Genomic DNA, 20015 nt, shown 5'->3' with positions numbered 1-20015 from the left:
CCGAAACGACGTACGCTGCCTGCGTGGAAGATTTTGCTGCGGCTGCTCCGGCCGCTCCCCAAGGCGGCATGCTCGCCCGCGCAGGGGCGATCCGGGCACTTCCCGAGCTCCGCTTGCTGCGCCGCTCCATAAATTTCCCTTGTAGGTGGCGTAAAAACTTCCTAGAAATTGGTCAGGCCACTTTACCTCTATGCCTGAACGCTCTCCGGGACCGCGCACCGACATGCCCCTGCAGCAGATCGAACCCCGCCGGCTGTACCGCCAGATTGCCGACCAGTTGCGCCGGCTGATCGAGAACGGCGAGTTCCCGGTGGGCTCGCGCCTGCCGCCGGAGCGCGACCTTGCGGTGCAGCTCGGGGTGTCGCGCCCGTCGGTGCGCGAAGCGCTGATCGCGCTGGAGGTGGAGGGGCTGGTCGAGGTGCGGATGGGGTCGGGCATCTATGCCTGTCCGCCGGAGCGGGCCCGCGCGGCCAGCGTGATGGCGCCGCCGCCGCTGGATGTCATCCGCGCCCGGCAGACCATCGAGGGCGAGATGGCGGCCAATGCCGCGCGGCATGCCACGCCGGCCTTGCTGGCCGCGCTGGCGGAGGCGATCGCCATGATGGAAGCGGAAGCCGGCGCCGGCCAGATCCCGGTCCGGGGCGACCGCCTGTTCCATCTGCGCATTACCGAGGTGTCGGGCAATGCGGTGCTGCAGCGCCTGGTTGCCGAGCTGTTCGACGAACGCCATAACCCGCTCTTCGCCCGTTTCGGCAGCCATTTCGAGAACGAGACCAGCTGGCACGCCGCCATCGCCGAGCACCGCGCGGTGGTGGCGGCCATTGCCTCGGGCTCGCCGGAGGCCGCGCGCGAGGCGATGTGCCGGCACCTGGAAGCATCGCACGGACGTTTTTACGCAGCGTGGCCAGCCAGCGCGGCCATGCCCGGAACAGCCGACGCTGGCGCCGCGCCGCCGGCGGCGCCTGCCATCGCGCGCCGCAAGCCGCGCAAGCTCGCCGAGGAGTCTTGATGTCTCTTGTGTGCCATATCCATGCGGGCGAAGACCTGCGCTTCTCGCAGGTCGATCCAACCGATCCCGGCCCGAACGAAGTCGAAGTGCGTCTCGGCGCGGCTGGCATCTGCGGCTCCGACCTGCACTATTACTTCCACGGCAAGGTAGGCGCCTTCGTGATCCGTGAACCGCTGACACCGGGCCATGAAGCCGCCGGCATCGTGACCCGCGTGGGCAGCGCGGTCACGCGCGTCGTTCCCGGCAACAAGGTGGCGATCAATCCCTCGCATGCCTGCGGCGCGTGCGCCTACTGCCGGGCCGGGCGCGACAACCTTTGCCGCAACATGCGCTTTCTCGGCAGCGCCAGCGTCTATCCCCATGTGCAGGGCATGTTCCGCGAGCACTTCCTGATGCACGAGCGGCAACTCACGCCGGTGGACACGGATATCTCGCTGGGCGAGCTGGCCTTTGCCGAACCGCTCTCGGTAGCGCTGCACGGCGTGCGCCGCGCCGGCGAGCTGATGGGCAGGACGGTGCTGGTCACCGGTGGCGGCACCATCGGCAGCCTGGCGGTGATGGCCGCACGGCTGGCCGGCGCGGCGCATGTCATCGTCTGCGATATCGCGGACCGCCCGCTCGAAGTGGCGCTGCGGGCGGGGGCCCACCAGGCCATCCGCACCGACCGGGTGGCGCCGCAGGCCGTGGCGGATCTCGCCGACATCTGTCTGGAAGCGGCCGGCAGCGCCGCCGCGCTGGAGACCTGCCTGCAGGCGGCCCGGCGCGGCGGGCGCATCGTGCAGATCGGCACGTTGCCGGCGCAGGGGCTGCATTTTCCCGCCAACAGCATCATGGCGCGCGAACTGGAGTATGTCGGCGCCTTCCGCTTCGCAGGCGAGTTCGACTGGGCTGTGCGCTATCTCGCGCAACGCCGGCTCGATGTGCGCCCGCTGCTGTCGGCGCAGTTGCCGCTGGCGCAGGCAGCGGAAGCGTTCAGGCTGGCCGCCGACAAGACCCGCAGCACCAAGGTGCAGCTCACCGCAGCATAGACGCATGGACCGGCATCACGGCCGCCGGAGCGCATCCGCAAGAGAGCGCCAGGCTCACGACAACAAGAGGAGACGAAGGATGAAGCCATTTTCCCCGCGACTGCAATCATCGCTGCTGCCGGCGGCCATGGTGCTGGCAGCCTGCATGGCCAGCCTGGCCTGCGGCAACGCGCCGGCCCAGACCAGGCTCAAGTGGGCGCACGTATATGAGACCTCGGAGCCTTTCCACAAATGGTCGGTGTGGGCCGCGGAGGAGATCCGCAAACGCAGCAACGGCAGGTACCAGATCGATGTATTTCCCGCCTCGCAGCTGGGCAAGGAGAACGACATCAACCAGGGCCTTGCGCTGGGTTCGGTCGATATCATCATCTCCGGGTCGAGCTTCGCGGCCAAATCGTTCCCGCGCATCGGCGTGGCCTACTACCCCTACACCTTCCGCGACGCGAACCACCTGCTGGCCTACACCAGGAGCGATATCTACAGGGAACTGACGCGCGGCTACGATCGGGCAACCACATCGTTGCCACCACCTACTACGGCACGCGCCAGTCCACCTCCAACAAGCCCTTCGCGCATTGCGGCGAAATGAAGGGGTTGAAGATGCGCGTGCCGGATGTGCCAGCCTACCTGGCCATGCCGCGCGCCTGCGGCGTCAATACCTCGCCGATTGCCTTCGCCGAGGTGTACCTGGCATTGCAGAACGGCACCGTGGAAGCGCAGGAGAATCCGCTGACCACCATCGAAGCCAAGAAATTCTACGAGGTGCAGAAGAACATCGTATTGACGGGCCATATCGTCGATCACCTCAACACCGTGATCTCGGGCGGCCTGTGGAAGAAGCTATCCGAGGATGACCGCAGGATGTTCACCGAAGTCGCGCAGGAAGCCGCCGTGCGCGCCACCGCCGACGTGGTGGCGCGCGAGAAGGAGCTGGTGGCGGTGTTCAGGCAGAAGGGCCTGACCGTGACGGAGATCAGCGTGCCGGAGTACCGCGAGGCGGTGCTGAAGAACGTGAGCTTCGAATCGCAGGGTTACCGCAAGGCGGACTGGGACAGGATCCAGGCGGTGAAGTGAAGGGCGTGATGTGTTGCCCAAGGCGCCGGACGAAGCTGGCAGGGCGTGCCTGTACCGATTGAAGTGCCCGACGGTTGCCGCTGCCCCTCCCGCAAGCGGGAGGGGGCACCACCCTTGCGGGGTTTGGCACGCTGGCTGGTTCGAGAACAGTCAATTAGCGGAGTAACACCATGGAAATGCGTTCCCGGCTCTCCGAGGACCTGCCTGCGCAGGCCGCCCCCGGCGAGGCCCCACACAGTCCGCCGCATCTGGCTTGCGTCGAAGAACTGGTGCACAGCTTCGAGGAAGCGGATACCCGGCCGGCGGACCTGACGGGCTACGCCGCGGAGGACTGGATCACGCTCGGCCTGTTCTGGCTGATGACGGTGCTGGTCTTCCTGCAGTTCTTCACCCGCTACGTGATGAACGACTCGCTCGCCTGGACCGAAGAGCTGGCGACGTATTGCCTGATCGGCGTGGTCTTCCTCGGCGCGGCCATGTGCGTGCGCAAGAGCCGGCATATCCAGGTGGACCTGCTCTACCGCTACCTGCCGCACGCGCCGGCACGCGTGCTGTCGGCATTCGTGGATATCGTGCGCACAGCGTTCCTGGGCTACGCGGCCTGGCTGGTCTGGCGCTACATCCTGGTGGTGGGCGACGAGCCGATGACCACCATCGAGTGGAACAAGGACTGGGTCTATTACCTGGTGCTGGCGGGCTTTGTCCTGATGTGCCTGCGTTCCTGCCAGGTGGCCTGGCAGAACTGGCGGCAAGGCTATTCCATCCTGGAGCGCCCCGAAGCGTTCGAGGCCAGCGGCGACTGACCGGGAGTGCACCGTTATGTGGATCCTGATTGCTTCCTTCCTGCTGCTGATGCTGGTGGGCTTGCCCGTGGCCATTGCGATGGCGGTGGCTTCGCTACTGTATATCTGGACCTCCGGCACCGTGCCGGACGTGATCCTGGCGCAGCGCATGATCGCCGGCGTGGAAAGCTTCCCGTTGCTGGCGGTGCCTTTCTTCATCCTGGCCGGCAACCTGATGAACGTGGCCGGCATCACCGGGCGCATCTATAACTTCGCGGTGGCGCTGGTGGGCTGGATGCGCGGCGGCCTCGGCCACGTGAACATCATCGGCTCGGTGATCTTCTCGGGCATGTCCGGCACCGCGATCGCGGACGCGGCGGGTCTTGGCACCATCGAGATCAAGGCCATGAAGGATCACGGCTACGAGACCGAGTTCGCGGTCGGCGTGACCGCCGCCTCGGCCACGCTGGGGCCCATCATCCCGCCGTCGCTGCCGTTCGTGATCTACGGCATGATGGCCAATGTGTCGATCGGCTCGCTGTTCCTGGCGGGCATCGTGCCGGGCCTGGTGCTGACCCTGTTCATGATGGGCACGGTGGCGTGGTTTGCCCACCGGCGCGGCTGGGGCAGCGACACGGCGTTCTCCTGGAAACGGCTCGGCCAGGCCAGCATCGAAGTGGCGGTGGTGCTGGCGTTTCCGCTGGCGATCTGGCTGATGACGCGCTTTGGCATGTCCACCAACATGGCCGCGCTGATCGCGCTGGCGGTGCTGCTGGCGCTGGACTGGTACTTCGACTTCTCCGCGGTGATGGCGCTGATGGCGCCGGTGATCCTGATCGGCGGCATGACGCTGGGCTGGTTCACGCCCACGGAAGCCGCCGTGGCGGCGGTGATCTGGGCGCTGTTCCTCGGGCTGGTGCGCTACCGCTCGATGACCTTGCGCTCGCTCGCCAAGGCCACGCTCGACACCATCGAGACCACCGCGTCCGTACTGTTCATCGTCACCGCGGCATCGATCTTCGCCTGGCTGCTGACCACCAGCCAGGCGGCGCAGATGCTGACCGGTGCCATTCTCGGTTTCACCCACAGCAAGTGGGTGTTCCTGCTGCTGGCCAACGTGCTGATCCTGATCGTGGGCTGTTTTATCGACACGACGGCGGCGATCACCATCCTGGTCCCCATCCTGCTGCCGATCGTGCTCAAGCTTGGCATCGACCCGATCCACTTCGGGCTGGTGATGACGCTCAACCTGATGATCGGCCTGCTGCACCCGCCGCTGGGCATGGTGCTGTTCGTGCTGGCGCGCGTGGCCAAGCTGTCGGTGGAGCGCACCACGGTGGCCATCCTGCCGTGGCTGGTGCCGCTGTTCCTGACGCTGATCGCCATTACCTACGTGCCGCAGATCACGTTGTGGCTGCCTAACCTGGTCGGCAGCAAATGAGCGCCGCCACCGCCACCACGGTGGTCCAGGTCGAACTGCTCCAGGTCGACCTGCCGCCCCAGGTGCCGCGTTCCGATGCGATCCGGCGCGCGCCGCACTACGCGGAACTGGGCATCGCCTGGCTCGAGGAACCGCTGCCGGCCGACGATATCACCGGCCATGTGCGGGTGGCCGCCTCCACCTCCGTGCCCATCGCGGTGGGAGAGTCGCTGTACTCGCCCGGCCAGTTTGCCGAGTATGTGCGCCAGGGCGCCTGCGGCATCGTGCAGACCGACGTGGCGCGCATTGGCGGCATCACGCCCTGGCTCAAGGTTGCGCACCTGGCCGAAGCCCACAATATGGCGATCTGCCCGCACTTCCTGATGGAGTTGCATGTCTCGCTGTGCGCTGCGGTGCCGAACGCGAGGTGGGTGGAGTACATCCCGCAGCTCGACGATATCGCCGCCAGCCGCGTGCGCATCGAGGCCGGCCATGCCATTGCCCCGGATGTGCCCGGGCTTGGTATCGAATGGGATTGGGCCGCGATCGGGCGCCGTACGGTGGCGCGCGCGCTGGTTTCCTGACGATCAACCCGGCTGCCAGCCGGAATCCTCCATGGAGAACGACAGATGACGCAACGACTCGCCGGCAAGCTCGCCCTGGTGACCGCAGCCGGGCAGGGCATAGGCCGCGCCACCGCCGAAGCCTATCTGCGCGAAGGCGCGCGCGTGATCGCCGCCGACATCGACGAGGCCGCGCTGGCCGGGCTGGCGGGCCAGCCTGGCTGCACTGCGCTGCGGCTGGATGTGACCGATGCCGCCGCGGTGCGCGCGGCGGCATCGCAGGCCGGCGCGCTCGACATTCTCTTCAACGGTGCGGGCTTCGTGCACCACGGCACCCTGCTCGAGTGCGACGAGACCGCCTTCGATTTCTCGATCAACCTGAACGTGCGCGCCATGTACGGCATGATGCGGGCCTTCCTGCCCGCCATGATCGAGCGGCGGCGCGGCTCGATTGTCAATATGGCTTCGGTGGCGGGCAGCATCAAGGGCGCGCCCAACCGCTTCGTCTACGGCGCCACCAAGGCGGCGGTGATCGGCAAGACCAAGTCGGTGGCGGCGGACTATATCGGCCACGGCATCCGCTGCAACGCGATCTGTCCGGGCACCGTCGAGTCGCCATCGCTGCGCCAGCGCATTGCTGACCAGGCCCGCGCCGGCGGCAAGACGCTGGCGGAGGTCGAGGCCGCTTTTGTGGCGCGCCAGCCGATGGGGAGGATCGGCAGCGCGGCGGAGATTGCCGCGCTGGCGGTGTACCTCGGCTCGGACGAATCGGCATTCACCACCGGCACGGCGCAGGTGATCGACGGCGGCTGGTCGAACTGAGGCGGCGCCTTATCGGGCCATCGGGTCATTGGGCTGTCGAGCCCTCGAGCCCTCGGGCCCTCGGGTCCACCCCTCGTTTGCGACGTCCGCCACCTTTTGGGAGCCAGCATGCCTGCCGCCAATGTCCCCGCCGTCATCCGCATCCATCCCGCCGACGATATCGTGATTGCCTGCCGGCAACTGGTCCCGGGCACCGTCATTGCGGCCGAAGGCATCACCGTGGCCAGCCTGGTGCCGCCCGGGCACAAGCTCGCGGTGCGCGCCATCGGCGCGGGCGAGCCGGTGCGGCGCTACAACCAGGTCATCGGCTTTGCGCGCCAGCCGATCGCGCCCGGCCAGCACGTGCATACCCACAACCTGGCAATGGGCGATTTCGCGCGCGAGCATGCCGCCGGTGCCGACGCGCAGGCCACGGAATACGTCGACATGCCCGCCAGCTTCGATGGCATCGTGCGTGCCGATGGCAGCGTCGCCACGCGCAACTACATCGGCATCCTGACCTCGGTGAACTGCTCGGCCACGGTGGCGCGCGCCATCGCCGATCACTTCCGCCGCGAACTGCGCCCGGAGGTGCTGGCCGCCTATCCGAACGTGGATGGCGTGGTGGCGCTTACGCACGGCGCGGGCTGCGCCACCGATAGCGAAGGCGAGAACCTGCGCGTGTTGCGGCGCACGCTGGCGGGCTATGCGCGCCATCCGAACTTTGCCGCCGCACTGGTGGTGGGCCTGGGCTGCGAGGCGAACCAGATCGACGGCCTGCTGGCGGAGGCACAGTTGACCGGCATGGCCGCCGGCCCGCGCCTGCACGCGTTCAATATCCAGGATACCGGCGGCACCGCGAGCGCGGTGGCCCGAGGCGTTGCCATCGTGCAGGCCTTGCTTGCCGATGCCAACCGCGTGCAACGGCAGGCGGTGCCGGCCAGCCACCTGACCGTGGGCCTGCAATGCGGTGGCTCGGACGGCTACTCCGGCCTCACCGCCAACCCCGCGCTGGGCGCCGCCGTGGATCTGCTGGTGCGTCACGGCGGTGCGGCCATCCTGTCGGAGACGCCCGAGATCTACGGCGCGGAGCACCTGCTGACCCGCCGCGCGGCCTCGCCAGCGGTGGCTGAACGCCTGCTGGCACGCATTCGTTGGTGGGAGGACTATTGCGCGCGCAACCACGGCAGCATGGACAACAATCCCTCGGCGGGCAACAAGGCCGGCGGGCTCACCACCATCCTGGAGAAGTCGCTCGGCGCGGTGGCCAAGAGCGGCACCACCAACCTGGTGGAGGTCTACGAGTTCGCGCAGCCGGTGCGCGCGCGCGGCCTGGTCTTCATGGATACGCCGGGCTACGACCCGGTTTCGGCCACGGGCCAGGTGGCGGGCGGCGCCAACCTGATCTGCTTCACCACCGGCCGCGGCTCGGCCTATGGCTGCGCACCGTCGCCCTCGCTCAAGCTGGCCACCAACAATGCGCTGTGGCAACGGCAGTCGGAGGATATCGATATCAACTGCGGCGACATCGTCGAGGGCGGCGCCAGCGTTGCCGGCAAGGGCGCGGAGATATTCCGGCTGATGCTGGAGACCGCCTCGGGGCGCAAGACCAAAAGCGAGAGGCACGGCTACGGGCAGAGCGAGTTCGTGCCGTGGTCGCTCGGCGCGGTCATGTAAGGCAGGCACGCATCATTCAATAAACCGAGGGGGCAGCATGAGGATCATCGCCGCGCGCGTCATCGTGTGTTCCCCGGGGCGCAACTTCGTGACGCTGAAGATCGAGACCGATGAGGGCCTGAGGGGCATCGGCGACGCCGCCCTCAACGGCCTTGCAACGCACACGCGCGTGTTTCGGGAGCGCGGTGTCCTGGACACGGTCCAGGCGGTAGCGGGCAATGGCCATGAGGGCGGGAAATCGGCCGGCGCCTGAGCGCATCCGGCGCGAAGTACCGACCCTGTCACACGCGCTTTCCTGGTGCGTTGGGCAACGTTGCGCCGTGTCCACCATGCGCACTTTTTTGCGCGTGTGCGGTCCAACGACCAGGCCGGCGTGTCCTATGCTGTGCAGATACGCAGGTCCCGATCCGTGCTCAAGTCACGGCGTCGCCTTGCAGCCAGGCTGCAGCGAACCTGCAGAAAATCAGCATATCCGGAGGTGGCTATGGAACTTCACATGCAATCGCACCACTATGTGCGCCGCATGCCAGACTGGACCGCGGCAGCGGTGTCAGGGCTGGCAGCCGGCGCGCTATTGATGGTGATCGAGCTGTTCTGGTCGACGATGGTGGCAGGTGTCAGTCCATGGGGCACGACGCGGATGATCGCGGCAATCCTGATGGGGCAGGACGTACTGCAGACTTCGTTGTTCAGCGTGGGAACCGTGGCTGCCGCGCTGGTGATCCACTTCGTGCTGGGCGCGGTGCTCGGCATGATATTGGGGGCCATCATCGCGCCGTTCCATCTGGATTCCAGCGTGGGCATGGTGCTGCTGACCGGCGCCGTGTTCGGCCTGGCGGTGTACCTGCTGAATTTCTATGGCATGACCCGCTTCTTCACCTGGTTTGCCGATGCGCGCGGCTGGCACACCATGGCCGGCCACCTGATCTTCGGCATGACCGCGGCCATTGCGTACTGGAAGCTGGAAAGCAAGGATGTATCTCACTGAGCACGCCAACCATCGCGTCAATGTTCAGGGCAGTCATCACGCACCGCAGCGCATCCAATCTCCGATAGCCTGCGGTGGGCTGGTTTAGACCCGCTTGCCATTACACGGGCCGCGCGGGCCGGTAGCGGCGGACGAAAGCCAGGGCTTTTGCCGCCGCTTTTTCTTTGACGGATGCCGGCGGGCATGCCGCCCGTTCGTGTGCCGCAGCACGCAAAGCGTTGTCAGGGGCGCCTTGCAGTGGGCGGACCGCATGCACTAGTCTTAACACAGCCTTGCGTGGAGTTGGCTGCCTTCCGGAGCGCAAGGGGGAGGGGGGTATGGCGCTAGCCATCGCACTCGTGATCATCGTCGTAGCCTCGGTGCTCTTCCATTTCGTGAGCCCGTGGTGGGCGACGCCGCTTGCTTCCAACTGGAAGCAGATGGACGACACGCTGACCATCACCCTGGTCATCACCGGTGTCTTCTTCATCGTCATCAACCTGTTCGTCGGCTATATCGTCTGGCGCTTCCGCCATCGCGACGGCATGCGCGCGGGCTACCAGCCGGAAAACAGCAAGCTGGAGCTGTGGCTGATCGGCGGGACCACGCTCGGCGTGATTGCCCTGCTGGCGCCGGGGCTGTTCGTCTATGCCGAATACGTGCACGCGCCTGCCAATGCCATGGTGCTGGAGGTGGTGGGCCAGCAGTGGCAGTGGGCCTTCCGCTTTCCCGGCCAGGGTGGCCAGCTTGGCACGTCGGATGCACGCTTTGTCACGCCGGCCAACCCGCTTGGCGTGAATCCGGACGATCCACGCGGGCAGGATGACATCATCGTTGTCGGCAATGAGGTGCACCTGCCGCTGAACCGTCCGGTCAAGGTGCTGCTGCGCTCCAAGGACGTGCTGCACGACTTCTACGTGCCGCCGTTCCGCGCCCGCATGAACATGGTGCCGGGCATGGTGACCTCGTTCTGGTTCACGCCGACCAAGGCGGGTACCTTCGAGATCCTGTGTGCGCAACTCTGCGGGGTGGGCCATTACAACATGCGGGGCCATGTGGTGGTGGAGGACGAGGCCGCCTTCCGGGCATGGCTGGCCCGCCAGCCCACTTTTGCGCTGACCATGCTGAAGACGCCCGCGCCGGCGGCTGCCGCAGGGGTGGCCGGCGCACCCGCCGGCGCGGACACGCTGGCGACGCAAGGCCGCGCCCTGGCCCAGAGCAAGGGCTGCGTGGGCTGCCACAGCATCGACGGCACCGCCGGCGTGGGGCCGAGCTGGAAGGGCCTGTATGGCCGCACCGAAACGTTCGCCGACGGCAGCACCGCGAAAGTCGACGATGCCTACCTCAAGGCCGAAATGACCGAACCGCACGTGCGGTTGGTCAAGGGGTTCGGCCCGCTCATGCCGAGAATCCCGTTGAGCGAGGCGGAGGTCGGCGCCCTCATCGCCTACATCCGCGCCAACGGGGCGGACGCCGCGGCAACGCAGGCGGGCTCGGCCGCGAAATAAGTATCAGGCATCAGGCATCAGGCATCAGGAGGGATTGCAATGGCATACGCCGACGACGCCGCCCATCATGGCCCGGCCAGCTTCTGGACCCGCTATATCTGGAGCCAGGACCACAAGGTCATCGCGGTGCAATACACCATTGTCGCCATCGTGGTGGGGTTGGTGGGCGTCGCGCTCTCCAACCTGATGCGCTTGCAGCTGGGATTCCCTGGGAAGTTCGATTTCATCGACGCCAACCGCTATTACCAGTTTGTCACCATGCACGGCATGATCATGGTGATCTACCTGCTCACCGCGCTTTTCCTCGGCGGCTTCGGCAACTACCTGATCCCGCTGATGGTGGGCGCGCGCGACATGGTGTTCCCGTTCCTCAATATGCTGAGCTTCTGGGTCTACCTGTTGTCGGTGATCGTGCTGCTGTCGAGCTTCTTCGTGCCGGGAGGACCCACCGGCGCCGGCTGGACGCTCTACCCGCCGCAAGCCATCCTGAGGGGGACGCCAGGCTACGAGTGGGGCATCATCCTGATGCTGGTGTCGCTGCTGATCTTTATCGTGGCGGCCACCATGGGGGGGCTCAACTATGTCACCACGGTTCTGCAGGCCCGCACCGAAGGCATGACCCTGATGCGCATGCCGCTGTCCGTGTGGGGCATCTTCATGGCCACCATCCTGGCGCTGCTGGCGTTTCCCGCGCTGTTCGTGTCCGGCGTGATGATGCTGCTCGACCGTACGCTGGGCACCAGCTTTTTCATGCCGGCCATCGTGTCGCTGGGCCAGCAGCTCAACTACAAGGGCGGTAGCCCGCTGCTGTTCCAGCACCTGTTCTGGTTCTTCGGCCATCCCGAGGTGTATATCGTCGCCTTGCCGGCCTTCGGCATCGTCTCCGACCTGGTCAGCGTGCATTCGCGCAAGAGCATTTTCGGCTACCGCACCATGGTGTGGGCCATCCTCGCCATCGGCGTGCTGTCGGTCGTGGTGTGGGCACACCATATGTTCGTGAGCGGGATGAACCCCTACTTCGGCTTCTTCTTCGCCACCACCACGCTGATCATCGCGATTCCCACCGCCATCAAGGTCTATAACTGGGTCATCACGCTGTGGCGCGGCGACATCCATCTCTCGGTGCCGATGCTGTTCGCCATCGCCTTTATCAGCACCTTCGTGATCGGCGGGCTGACCGGGCTGTTCCTGGGTAATGTGAGCGTGGATATCCCGCTTTCCAACACGTACTTCGTGGTTGCGCATTTTCATATGGTGATGGGCGTGTCGCCGATCCTGGTGGTGTTCGGCGGCATCTATCACTGGTACCCCAAGGTCACTGGCCGCATGCTCAACGACGCGCTTGGCAGGGTGCATTTCTGGGTGACCTTCGTCGGTACCTATGCCATCTTCTTTCCCATGCACTATCTCGGCATCCTCGGCATGCCGCGGCGCTATTACGCCTACGACAACTATGCCTTCATACCGGAGTCGGCGCATACGCTGAATGCCTATATCTCCGTAGCGGCCTTTGTCGTAGCGGCGGCGCAACTGATCTTTGTCTTCAACCTGGTGTGGAGCCTGTGGCGTGGCAAGGCAGCGGGCGCCAACCCGTGGCGCGCGGCGTCGCTGGAGTGGCAGACGCCACAGACGCCGCCCGTGCACGGCAACTGGGGCCCGGAGCAGCCGGTGGTGCATCGCTGGGCCTACGCCTACAGCGTGCCGGGCGCGAGCGAGGATTTCATCGCGCAGAACGCGCCGCCCGAGGCTGGCGGCGCCGAGCCCGAGCCGCATGAGCGTCGTGGAGCCGTGGCATGAACCCGAACCTGGTCTATCGCGTCAGCGGCGGCGACGAACGCCGCGGCGGCCCCGGCCCTGGCGATGCGGGCCGCCAGAAGGCGGGCCCGGCGCCCGCCAGCATCGGCCTGTGGGCGTTCATGGGCGTGGTGAGCTCGCTGTTCGCGCTGTTTCTCACGGCCTACGCCATGCGCATGGACTCGCCGGACTGGCATGCCGTCGCGCTGCCTTGGCAGGTATGGCTGTCCACCGCGCTGCTTGCGGCGGGCAGCGGGGTGATGCTGGCGGCGGCGCGGGCCTCCCGCGCGGGGCGCTTCCAGCGGGCGCATCGCGCCCTGCGCCTGGGCGGACTGGCCGCAGCGGCCTTCGTCTCCTCGCAACTGTGGGCGTGGCAGGCATTGCTCGCCATCCATGTGGTGCCGGCCAACAATCCGGCCGGCAGTTTCTTCTACCTGTTGACCGCGATGCATGGCCTGCACGTGCTGGGTGGGCTGGTTGGCTGGGCGGTGGCCATGCGCGCCGCGCCCGGTAGCGTGGGCAGCACGCTGCGCATCACGCTGTGCGCCCGCTACTGGCACTTCCTGCTGGCCGTGTGGGTGGCACTGCTGGCTGCGCTGGGCTGGCTCACGCCGGAGTTCGTCCGCTTTATCTGCGGCCGCGGCTAACGCGGCCAGGCTCATCCTCGAAGGAGGGCGCCGATGTCATCGCAATCCACTCCATCGACCCCGGCGGTCTCCGGCTGGCGCGGCCTGGTGGCCGACTGGTCGTCCGACCAGCAGGCCTTCAAGGTGTCGTGGGGCAAGGCCATGATGTGGATCTTCCTGGTGTCCGACACTTTCATCTTCAGTTGCTTCCTGACCGGCTACATGTCGGTCAGGATCGCGAACACGGCGCCGTGGCCGAATCCGAGCGAAGTGTTCGGGCTGCGGATCGGTAGCACCGACGTGCCATTGCTGCTGATCGCCATCATGACCTTCGTGCTGATCAGCAGCAGCGGCACGATGGCCATGGCGGTCAATTTCGCCTATCGGCGGGACCGCGTGAAATGCGCCAGCCTGATGTTCGCCACCGCCCTGTTCGGCGTCTCCTTTGTCAGCATGCAGGCTTTCGAGTGGACCAAACTGATCGTCACCGAGGGCGTGCGCCCCTGGGGCAACCCCATGGGGGCGGCGCAGTTCGGCTCCAGCTTCTTCATGATTACCGGCTTCCACGGCCTGCATGTGAGCTGCGGCGTGATCTACCTGCTGGTGGTGGCCACCAAGGTGCTGCGTGGCCGCTACGATCGCACGGGCAACTACCAGATCGTGGAGATCGCCGGCTTGTACTGGCACTTCGTGGACCTGGTCTGGGTTTTCATCTTTGCACTGTTCTATCTCTGGTGAGGCACGCCATGGCTTCGTCGACACCATCTCCAGATGTGCCGGGCCTTGCGCCGGCGGCTCCCGCTGCTCCCCCGGCTCCCGCGGCGCACGGGGAGCAGCACGGGCAACAGCACCCGATCGGCCTCTACCTGAAGATCTGGGGGCTGTTGTTCGTGCTGTCCACGCTGTCCTACCTGGTGGACTATTTCCATTTCCAGGGCTATCTGCGCTGGACCCTGATCCTGCTTTTCATGGTGATGAAGGCGGGCCTGATCGTGGGCGTCTTCATGCATATGGCGTGGGAACGGATGGCCCTGATCTGTGCCATCCTGGTGCCGCCGCTATGCCTGCTGGTGCTGGTGGGCCTGATGGCAACCGAGGCGGACTACACCTTCCTCCTGCGCGGCATCTTCTTCCGTTGAGCAGGCCTTTCGCGCGCTGAAGCTGCGGCCTGGTGGCGGCTGCGGTTTGCATGTGCCGGCTGGCCGGGTACACTCAGCGGATTGCCGGTCCAACCGAGGAAACCATGCATCCCGCCACGGAAGCCATCCTGATCTACAACCAAGGCCGCGATCCCGAGCGGCTCACGCGCAAGCTGGCGGCAATCGCCGCCGATCCCTTTGCCTTCCTGCGCGGCACCAACCACCTCTATGCGGCCTCCATGCGCGGGGAAGCGGCCTTGCTCGAAGCGCCGACCACCTATGTCTGCGGCGACCTGCACCTGGAGAACCTGGGCAGCTTCAAGGGCGACAACGGCCTGGTCTATTTCGATCTCAACGATTTCGACGACGCGCTGGTCGCACCGCTCACGGTGGACCTGGTGCGCCTGCTGTCCAGCCTGCTGATCGCGGCGCCGCAGCTAGGCCTGTCGGATGCCGACGCGCACGATGCCTGCCACCTTATGCTCGATACCTATGCGGCGGTGCTGGCAGGCGGCAAGCCGCGCTGGGTGGAGCGCGCCACCGCGCGCGGCATGGTTGCCACCTTGCTGCGCCGCGTCCGGCGCCGCCGCCGCGGGCAGTTGCTGGCCGAGCGTACCGTGCGGCGTGGCGGGGAGCGCCGCCTGCTGGTCGATGGCCGCCACGCCCTGGCGCGCGAAGCCGGCCAGCGCAAGCGCGCCACGGCCGTCCTGCGCGAATTCTCGCGGCAGTCGCAGCACGGCAAACTGGTGCTGGACGACGTGGCTCGCCGGGTGGCCGGCATGGGCAGCCTGGGGCTGGAGCGCTATGTGGTGCTTGCCCATGCGGACAGCGATCCCGCGGCCCAGCGGCTGGTCGATATCAAGCGCGCCGCGCCCAGCGCGTGGGATGTGCTGCCGCAGCGCACGCAGCCGCGCTGGGGTACCGAGGCGGCTCGCGTGGTGCATATCCAGCATGCCATGCAGGCAGCTTCGCCGGCGCTGCTGACGGCAGTGACGATGGAGGACGCCTCCTACCTGGTCAAGAGCCTGCAGCCCACGGCCGACCGGGTCGACATCGGCCCGCACACGGACCGCGACGACCTGCGCGAGGTGCTGCTTACCATGGCTCGCGCCGCCGCCTGGGCGCATCTGCGCGGCTGCGGGCACCAAGCCGCCGACCGCATCGAGCAGCTGCAGGACTTTGCCGCGGGCAGCCGCTGGCGCGCACCGGTGCTGCGGCTGGCCCACCATGGCTGCGAGGTGGCGCAGGCGCAGTGGAAGGACTTCGCGCAGGACTACCGCAAAGCCCGCAGGCAGAAGGCCTAAGCGCCGACGTGCCGGGCGGGCAGTATCTTGCCGTGATTGGTGCCAAAGCCAATGCGCGCATACCCGGCCCGTTCGCACCAGCCGCTGAAGATCACGCTGTCGCCGTCTTCCAGGAAACCACGCATTTCCCCCGCGCCGATATCGACCGGCTGCGTGCCGGCGACGGTCAGCTCGATCAGGGCGCCGGCTTCGCCCGGGGTCGGCCCCGAGATCGTGCCACTGCCCAGTAAATCGCCCGCCTGCAGATTGCAGCCGCCCACGGTGTGATGGGCGATCATCTGCGCGATGCTCCAGTACTGGTGCCGGAAGCTGGTACGGGTCAGCGTGGCGGCGGGCAATCCCCGTGCCGCGCGGCTCGCGCTTTGTACCGCGACTTCCAGCCGGATGTCGAAGGCGCCCGCGGCATCGTTCCCGGGCGCATCCAGGTAGGGCAGGGGCAGCGGCCTGCCGGCGGCGCGCCGCCACGGCTGGCGGTAGGGCAGCAGGGCCTCCAGCGTGACGATCCACGGCGAGATCGTGGTGGCGAAGTTCTTGGACTGGAACGGGCCCAGCGGCTGCATCTCCCAACCCTGTATGTCGCGCGCCGACCAGTCGTTGAGCAGGCAGATGCCGAACACATGGCGCTGTGCCTGCGCGATGTCGATGGGCGTGCCTTGCGCATTGCCGGTGCCGATGAAGATGCCGAGTTCCAGTTCGTAGTCCAGCCGCTGGCAAGGGCCGGCTACCGGATGCGCAACGCCTTCGACCCGATACTGGCCCACCGGGCGCCGCACCGCCTGGCCGCTGACTCCAATCGACGATGCGCGCCCGTGGTAAGCGATCGGCAGCCAGTCGAAGTTGGGCGTGACGGCAAGGCCGAGCGGCTTGCTGCAGTTCACCGCATGATCGAGCGAGGTGTAGAAGTCGGTGTAGTCGCCGATGCGCGTGGGCACGGCGTACTCCGCCAGGGCCTGCGGCAGCAGGCATGGCCGCACCATGGCCTCATGCGGGCTACCGCGTTCCAGCAGGCCGAACAGGGCATGCCGCAGCACACGCCAGGCCGGTGGCCCCATCTCGAAGAACGCGTTCAGGGTCTGGCCGGCGGCTGCCGTGGCGGCGTCCGCTGCCAGTCCATGCAGGCAGCCGGCCTCGCGCAAGGCCGCGAGGTCGACGATCTGGTCGCCGATGGCCACGCCGCCGCGAAAGGGTTCGGTGCTGTCCTTGCGCCTGAACACGGCATAGGGCAGGTTCTGCAGCGGGAATGCCGTGCCGGCGGCGCTGGCCGCGGGCAGCCAGCTCTGGCGCGCGGCGTCGTGGGTGTGGTTCAGTTCCGCTTCCATGATCGGCGCTCCTTCTATCGCGATGCGTTCAGGGCCGTATCGATGATGGCCACCGCGCGGGTCCAGCCCGCCGAGGCGCCGCGGATCTTGTGCGGGAAGCAGGATACATAGAATCCATGCGGCGGCAGGGCCTCCAGGTTGTGCAGCTTCTCGAGGTGGCAATAGCCGATATGGCGGCCGGCCTTGTGCCCTTCCCAGATCAGCGAGGCATCGCCGGTTTCCTGGTACTTGCGCGCGGTATGCACGAAGGGCGCATCCCAGCTCCAGGCGTCGGTGCCCGTCAGGCGCACGCCACGCTCCAGCAGGTACATGGTCGCCTCATAGCCCATGCCGCAGCCGGACGAAACATAGTCCGCGTGGCCGTAGCGCTCGCCCGCGCGCGTGTTCACCACCACGATCTCCAGCGGCGAGAGCTGGTGGCCGATGCGCGCGAGTTCGGCTTGCACATCGGCGGCCGTCACCACGTAGCCGTCGTCGAAGCGACGGAAATCCAGCTTGACGCCGGGCTGGAAGCACCAGTCCAGCGGCACCTCGTCGATGGTGATGGCGCGTTCGCGCTCGCCCAGCGCCTCGTTCATGGTGCTGTGGAAATGGTAGGGCGCGTCCAGGTGCGTGCCGTTGTGGGTATTCAGCCGGACCTGCTCGATCGCCCAGCCTTCGCTGTCGGGGAGGTCCGCCTCGGCCAGGCCGGGAAAGAAGGGCGTGACCTGGCTCGCGGTGGCCTTGTGCGCGTGGTACTCGATCACCGGGCCGTAGCCGGGTGGATCGGAGATGACATCGTTCTCCAGGAAAATCGACAGGTCGATCAGTTGGCGAGGCATGTGGGTAGGCTCCGTAGCTCGGGGGTTGTCGAATGGTCCTGTCATCAACTGGCGCTGGCCGCTTGCCCGCGCGGGTCGGGGTCGCTATCGGGCAGCGGCCCGGATTCCGCATGCGGACCCGTGGCAGGCAGGAAGGCGACGGCCAGCGCGGCAAGCAGGAAGAACAGCCCGCACAGCGCGATGCCGGTGGCAAATCCCACCATGGTGGCGATCCAGCCGAGCGCGAGCGGGGAAAAGGCCGAGATGCCGCGGCCGACGTTGAAGCAGAAGCCCGCGCCGGTGGCCCGGATCCGGGTGGGAAAGAGTTCGGCGAAGTAGGCGCCGATCAGGCCCGCGAAGGCCATGAAGAACGCGAAGACCGGGCCCAGCAGCAGCAGCGTGGTGCGGTCGCTGGCGAGCACGTAGACGGGCAGGGTCACGCCGGTGCCGACCAGCGACAGGATGATCGCGCGCTTCTTGCCGATGCGGTCGGAGAGATAGCCGAAGACGTTGTAGCCAACGAACATGCCCGCGTTGAGCACGGCCACGAAGGCCGCCATCGAGCCCACGCTCAGGCCCCGCTCGCGCACCAGGAAGGTGGGCAGCCAAGTGGTGGCGCCCCAGTAGGCGGTCAGCGCGCAGGCCGAGGCCGCCGTTCCCAGCAAGGTATTGCGGGCCAGGCCGGGCGCGAACAGCTCGGCGATCCGCACCGATGGCGCGGGCTGGCCCGCATTGCCGGCGAGCCGCTGCTGGCGCAGCCACGCCTCGGACTCTGGCACGCGGAAAAACACATAGAGCCAGGCGACGGACACCGCCGAGCCGCAGACAAAGAACAGCATGCGCCAGCCATGGCCGGGCAGCAGGTAAGCGGCCACCACCGCCGCCACGCTGGCGCCGACGGAAAAGGAACTCAGCACGAAGGCGGTGGCCCGGCCGCGTTGGGCCGGCGGCCAGGTCTCGTTGACATAGGCCGCGGCAATGCCCCACACGCCGCCGAGCCCGAGTCCGGCCAGGAACCGCAGCACCAGTATCTCGCGCCAGTCGCTGGCGAACGCCACCGCCACCGTCAGCCCGCCGAAGCCGGCAAGCGAGAGCAGCAGCGCCTTGCGGCGGCCGTGGCTGTCGGCGTAGCGGCCCATGACCACGCTGCTCAGGCCGATGCCGAGCAGCGTGGCCGTGACCAGCAGGCCGGCCTGCGCTTGCGAGATCTCGAGCGACACCATGATGGCCGGCATGGCGATGGCCAGGATGATGATGTCCACGGCATCGAACATATAGCTGAGGAAGCCGCCGGCTAGCACGCGCCACTTCATGGGGTAGGGGTTCATGGTGTCTCCTGTTTCCGACGGGGCCGGGAAGCGCGTCGATGGCTCTTGTTTTGGCTGACTGTACGTTCGTTCAGTTTTGACGAAAACTAGGGTTTACACCGAAATTGGCTGCCGGAAGTGTTACTGCCGGGGCGCGCAATCCGCCTTGGTTACAATCGAGGCCATCAGATGGGAGACGGGATGGGCGTGATCGATCCCCCGCGCACAGCGGGGAAAGCGGTGCAAAAAGCAGGGAAGGAAACGGCGCGTGAACCGGCTGGTGCCGCGCCCGAGGCATCCAAGCGCGAGCGCGTGCTCCAGGCCGCGGAGCGGCTGTTCGCGGAAGGGGGATTCGACGGCGTGTCGATGCGCGATATTGCAGCGGCGGCCAGCGTGGGACTGCCCCTGATCGTCTACCACTTCGAGACCAAGCGGAACCTCTATCGCGCTGTGTTCGAGCGTCGCAAGGACGTCCTGGATGCCCGGCTGGAAGCGCTGCGGCGGCCCGCTGTCGCCGGTGTCGATGTGCTGGAGCATATCGTCCAGGCCTTTGTCGAACCGATGGTGCGCGTGCAGAGCGACGAGGACGGCGTGGCCTACGCCAAGCTGATTGCCCGGGAAGCGTCCGATCCGAAGGAAGCGGAGCGCGGCATCGTGCGCGATTACTTCGATCCCTTCGCCAGGGAGTTCATCGAAGCGATCCGGCTGGCGGCGCCCGGCAAGGAACCGGAGTACGCGTACTGGGCCTATACGTTTGCGGTGGGCGCGCTGGTCATGAGCGTATTCGACAGCCGCATCGCGCGGATTTCGGACGGCACCTGCAGGCCGGGGGATGTCGTGCGCAAGACGCGGTACCTGGTGGCCTTCATCACGGCCGGCATTCGTGGCGGGCCGGAT

The 20015-nt window shown here is 66.9% G+C and carries 18 protein-coding genes and 2 pseudogenes; 17 read left to right on the top strand and 3 right to left on the bottom strand.

Annotated features, from left to right (window positions below; all coding sequences use genetic code 11):
- The first annotated feature begins 190 nt into the window (after positions 1–190).
- From P3W85_RS05285 to P3W85_RS05210, 16 genes and pseudogenes are all read left to right on the top strand, one after another.
- A complete protein-coding gene (locus P3W85_RS05285; RefSeq protein ID WP_346430242.1) occupies positions 191–1009 on the top strand; it encodes a FadR/GntR family transcriptional regulator in 819 nt (272 codons plus the stop codon).
- Complete coding sequence (locus tag P3W85_RS05280; RefSeq protein WP_276263994.1) at positions 1009–2037, top strand: L-idonate 5-dehydrogenase; 1029 nt, start codon at positions 1009–1011, stop codon at positions 2035–2037. The genes P3W85_RS05285 and P3W85_RS05280 overlap by 1 nt, the downstream gene beginning before the upstream one ends.
- 127 nt (positions 2038–2164) lie before the next feature.
- Positions 2165–3111: pseudogene (locus P3W85_RS05275) on the top strand (sialic acid TRAP transporter substrate-binding protein SiaP).
- Positions 3112–3281: 170 nt separating this feature from the next.
- Positions 3282–3914, top strand: a complete 633-nt coding sequence (locus tag P3W85_RS05270) for a TRAP transporter small permease (RefSeq protein ID WP_276263993.1) — start codon at positions 3282–3284, stop codon at positions 3912–3914.
- Between the two features lie 16 nt (positions 3915–3930).
- On the top strand, positions 3931–5334 hold the full coding sequence (locus P3W85_RS05265) for a TRAP transporter large permease (RefSeq protein ID WP_276263992.1): 1404 nt from the start codon (positions 3931–3933) through the stop codon (positions 5332–5334).
- A 38-nt stretch (positions 5335–5372) separates the two neighbouring features.
- Positions 5373–5897: pseudogene (locus tag P3W85_RS05260) on the top strand (enolase C-terminal domain-like protein); the annotation flags it as partial.
- Positions 5898–5942: 45 nt separating this feature from the next.
- Positions 5943–6698 carry an SDR family oxidoreductase gene (locus tag P3W85_RS05255; RefSeq protein ID WP_276263990.1) on the top strand — a complete coding sequence of 252 codons (756 nt, stop codon included), beginning with the start codon at positions 5943–5945 and terminating at the stop codon, positions 6696–6698.
- A gap of 108 nt (positions 6699–6806) precedes the next feature.
- Positions 6807–8354, top strand: coding sequence for a UxaA family hydrolase (locus tag P3W85_RS05250; RefSeq protein ID WP_276263989.1), 1548 nt, complete (start codon positions 6807–6809; stop codon positions 8352–8354).
- A gap of 37 nt (positions 8355–8391) precedes the next feature.
- Positions 8392–8607 (top strand): hypothetical protein, encoded by a 216-nt coding sequence (locus P3W85_RS05245; RefSeq protein WP_276264003.1) that lies wholly within the window; start codon positions 8392–8394, stop codon positions 8605–8607.
- A 231-nt stretch (positions 8608–8838) separates the two neighbouring features.
- A complete protein-coding gene (locus P3W85_RS05240) occupies positions 8839–9342 on the top strand; it encodes a hypothetical protein (protein ID WP_035809133.1) in 504 nt (167 codons plus the stop codon).
- 317 nt (positions 9343–9659) lie between these two features.
- A complete protein-coding gene (locus P3W85_RS05235) occupies positions 9660–10829 on the top strand; it encodes a cytochrome c oxidase subunit II (protein ID WP_276263988.1) in 1170 nt (389 codons plus the stop codon).
- A gap of 39 nt (positions 10830–10868) precedes the next feature.
- Positions 10869–12626: a cytochrome c oxidase subunit I gene (gene ctaD, locus P3W85_RS05230; RefSeq protein ID WP_276263987.1), complete on the top strand. Its 1758-nt coding sequence runs from the start codon at positions 10869–10871 to the stop codon at positions 12624–12626.
- Complete coding sequence (locus P3W85_RS05225) at positions 12623–13270, top strand: bb3-type cytochrome oxidase subunit III (protein ID WP_276263986.1); 648 nt, start codon at positions 12623–12625, stop codon at positions 13268–13270. The genes ctaD and P3W85_RS05225 overlap by 4 nt, the downstream gene beginning before the upstream one ends.
- Before the next feature lie 33 nt (positions 13271–13303).
- Positions 13304–13987, top strand: a complete 684-nt coding sequence (locus P3W85_RS05220; protein ID WP_276263985.1) for a heme-copper oxidase subunit III family protein — start codon at positions 13304–13306, stop codon at positions 13985–13987.
- Between the two features lie 8 nt (positions 13988–13995).
- Complete coding sequence (locus P3W85_RS05215; protein ID WP_276263984.1) at positions 13996–14388, top strand: cytochrome C oxidase subunit IV family protein; 393 nt, start codon at positions 13996–13998, stop codon at positions 14386–14388.
- A 104-nt stretch (positions 14389–14492) separates the two neighbouring features.
- Positions 14493–15692 (top strand): DUF2252 domain-containing protein, encoded by a 1200-nt coding sequence (locus P3W85_RS05210; protein WP_276263983.1) that lies wholly within the window; start codon positions 14493–14495, stop codon positions 15690–15692.
- Here P3W85_RS05210 and fahA read toward each other — a convergent pair.
- From fahA to P3W85_RS05195, 3 genes are read right to left on the bottom strand one after another with little or no spacing between them, the layout of a single operon-like run.
- Positions 15689–17011 carry a fumarylacetoacetase gene (gene fahA / locus P3W85_RS05205; RefSeq protein WP_276263982.1) on the bottom strand — a complete coding sequence of 441 codons (1323 nt, stop codon included), beginning with the start codon at positions 17009–17011 and terminating at the stop codon, positions 15689–15691. The genes P3W85_RS05210 and fahA overlap by 4 nt on opposite strands.
- 14 nt (positions 17012–17025) lie before the next feature.
- On the bottom strand, positions 17026–17832 hold the full coding sequence (locus P3W85_RS05200; RefSeq protein WP_017227511.1) for a cyclase family protein: 807 nt from the start codon (positions 17830–17832) through the stop codon (positions 17026–17028).
- A 44-nt stretch (positions 17833–17876) separates the two neighbouring features.
- A complete protein-coding gene (locus P3W85_RS05195) occupies positions 17877–19139 on the bottom strand; it encodes an MFS transporter (protein ID WP_276263981.1) in 1263 nt (420 codons plus the stop codon).
- 219 nt (positions 19140–19358) lie between these two features.
- Between P3W85_RS05195 and P3W85_RS05190 the strand changes: the two genes are divergently transcribed.
- Positions 19359–20015, top strand: a 657-nt coding sequence (locus P3W85_RS05190) for a TetR/AcrR family transcriptional regulator (protein WP_276263980.1), incomplete at its 3' end; no start/stop codon positions are given.

This window comes from Cupriavidus basilensis, from assembly GCF_029335485.1.
Classification (GTDB): Bacteria; Pseudomonadota; Gammaproteobacteria; order Burkholderiales; family Burkholderiaceae; genus Cupriavidus; species Cupriavidus basilensis_E.
The sequence above is the reverse complement of the archived record's forward strand: the minus strand, read 5'-3'. Positions and strand labels throughout refer to the sequence as shown.

Excerpts from the sequence above, each read along its gene's own strand:
- P3W85_RS05255 (WP_276263990.1), top strand. The coding sequence starts at position 5,943 with ATGACGCAACGACTCGCCGGCAAGCTCGCCCTGGTGACCGCAGCCGGG.
- P3W85_RS05235 (WP_276263988.1), top strand. The coding sequence starts at position 9,660 with ATGGCGCTAGCCATCGCACTCGTGATCATCGTCGTAGCCTCGGTGCTC.
- P3W85_RS05280 (WP_276263994.1), top strand. The coding sequence starts at position 1,009 with ATGTCTCTTGTGTGCCATATCCATGCGGGCGAAGACCTGCGCTTCTCG.
- P3W85_RS05195 (WP_276263981.1), bottom strand. The coding sequence starts at position 19,139 with ATGAACCCCTACCCCATGAAGTGGCGCGTGCTAGCCGGCGGCTTCCTC.
- P3W85_RS05215 (WP_276263984.1), top strand. The coding sequence starts at position 13,996 with ATGGCTTCGTCGACACCATCTCCAGATGTGCCGGGCCTTGCGCCGGCG.
- P3W85_RS05265 (WP_276263992.1), top strand. The coding sequence starts at position 3,931 with ATGTGGATCCTGATTGCTTCCTTCCTGCTGCTGATGCTGGTGGGCTTG.
- P3W85_RS05245 (WP_276264003.1), top strand. The coding sequence starts at position 8,392 with ATGAGGATCATCGCCGCGCGCGTCATCGTGTGTTCCCCGGGGCGCAAC.
- P3W85_RS05220 (WP_276263985.1), top strand. The coding sequence starts at position 13,304 with ATGTCATCGCAATCCACTCCATCGACCCCGGCGGTCTCCGGCTGGCGC.
- P3W85_RS05210 (WP_276263983.1), top strand. The coding sequence starts at position 14,493 with ATGCATCCCGCCACGGAAGCCATCCTGATCTACAACCAAGGCCGCGAT.
- P3W85_RS05200 (WP_017227511.1), bottom strand. The coding sequence starts at position 17,832 with ATGCCTCGCCAACTGATCGACCTGTCGATTTTCCTGGAGAACGATGTC.
- ctaD (WP_276263987.1), top strand. The coding sequence starts at position 10,869 with ATGGCATACGCCGACGACGCCGCCCATCATGGCCCGGCCAGCTTCTGG.
- P3W85_RS05285 (WP_346430242.1), top strand. The coding sequence starts at position 191 with ATGCCTGAACGCTCTCCGGGACCGCGCACCGACATGCCCCTGCAGCAG.
- P3W85_RS05240 (WP_035809133.1), top strand. The coding sequence starts at position 8,839 with ATGGAACTTCACATGCAATCGCACCACTATGTGCGCCGCATGCCAGAC.
- P3W85_RS05270 (WP_276263993.1), top strand. The coding sequence starts at position 3,282 with ATGGAAATGCGTTCCCGGCTCTCCGAGGACCTGCCTGCGCAGGCCGCC.
- P3W85_RS05225 (WP_276263986.1), top strand. The coding sequence starts at position 12,623 with ATGAACCCGAACCTGGTCTATCGCGTCAGCGGCGGCGACGAACGCCGC.
- P3W85_RS05250 (WP_276263989.1), top strand. The coding sequence starts at position 6,807 with ATGCCTGCCGCCAATGTCCCCGCCGTCATCCGCATCCATCCCGCCGAC.
- fahA (WP_276263982.1), bottom strand. The coding sequence starts at position 17,011 with ATGGAAGCGGAACTGAACCACACCCACGACGCCGCGCGCCAGAGCTGG.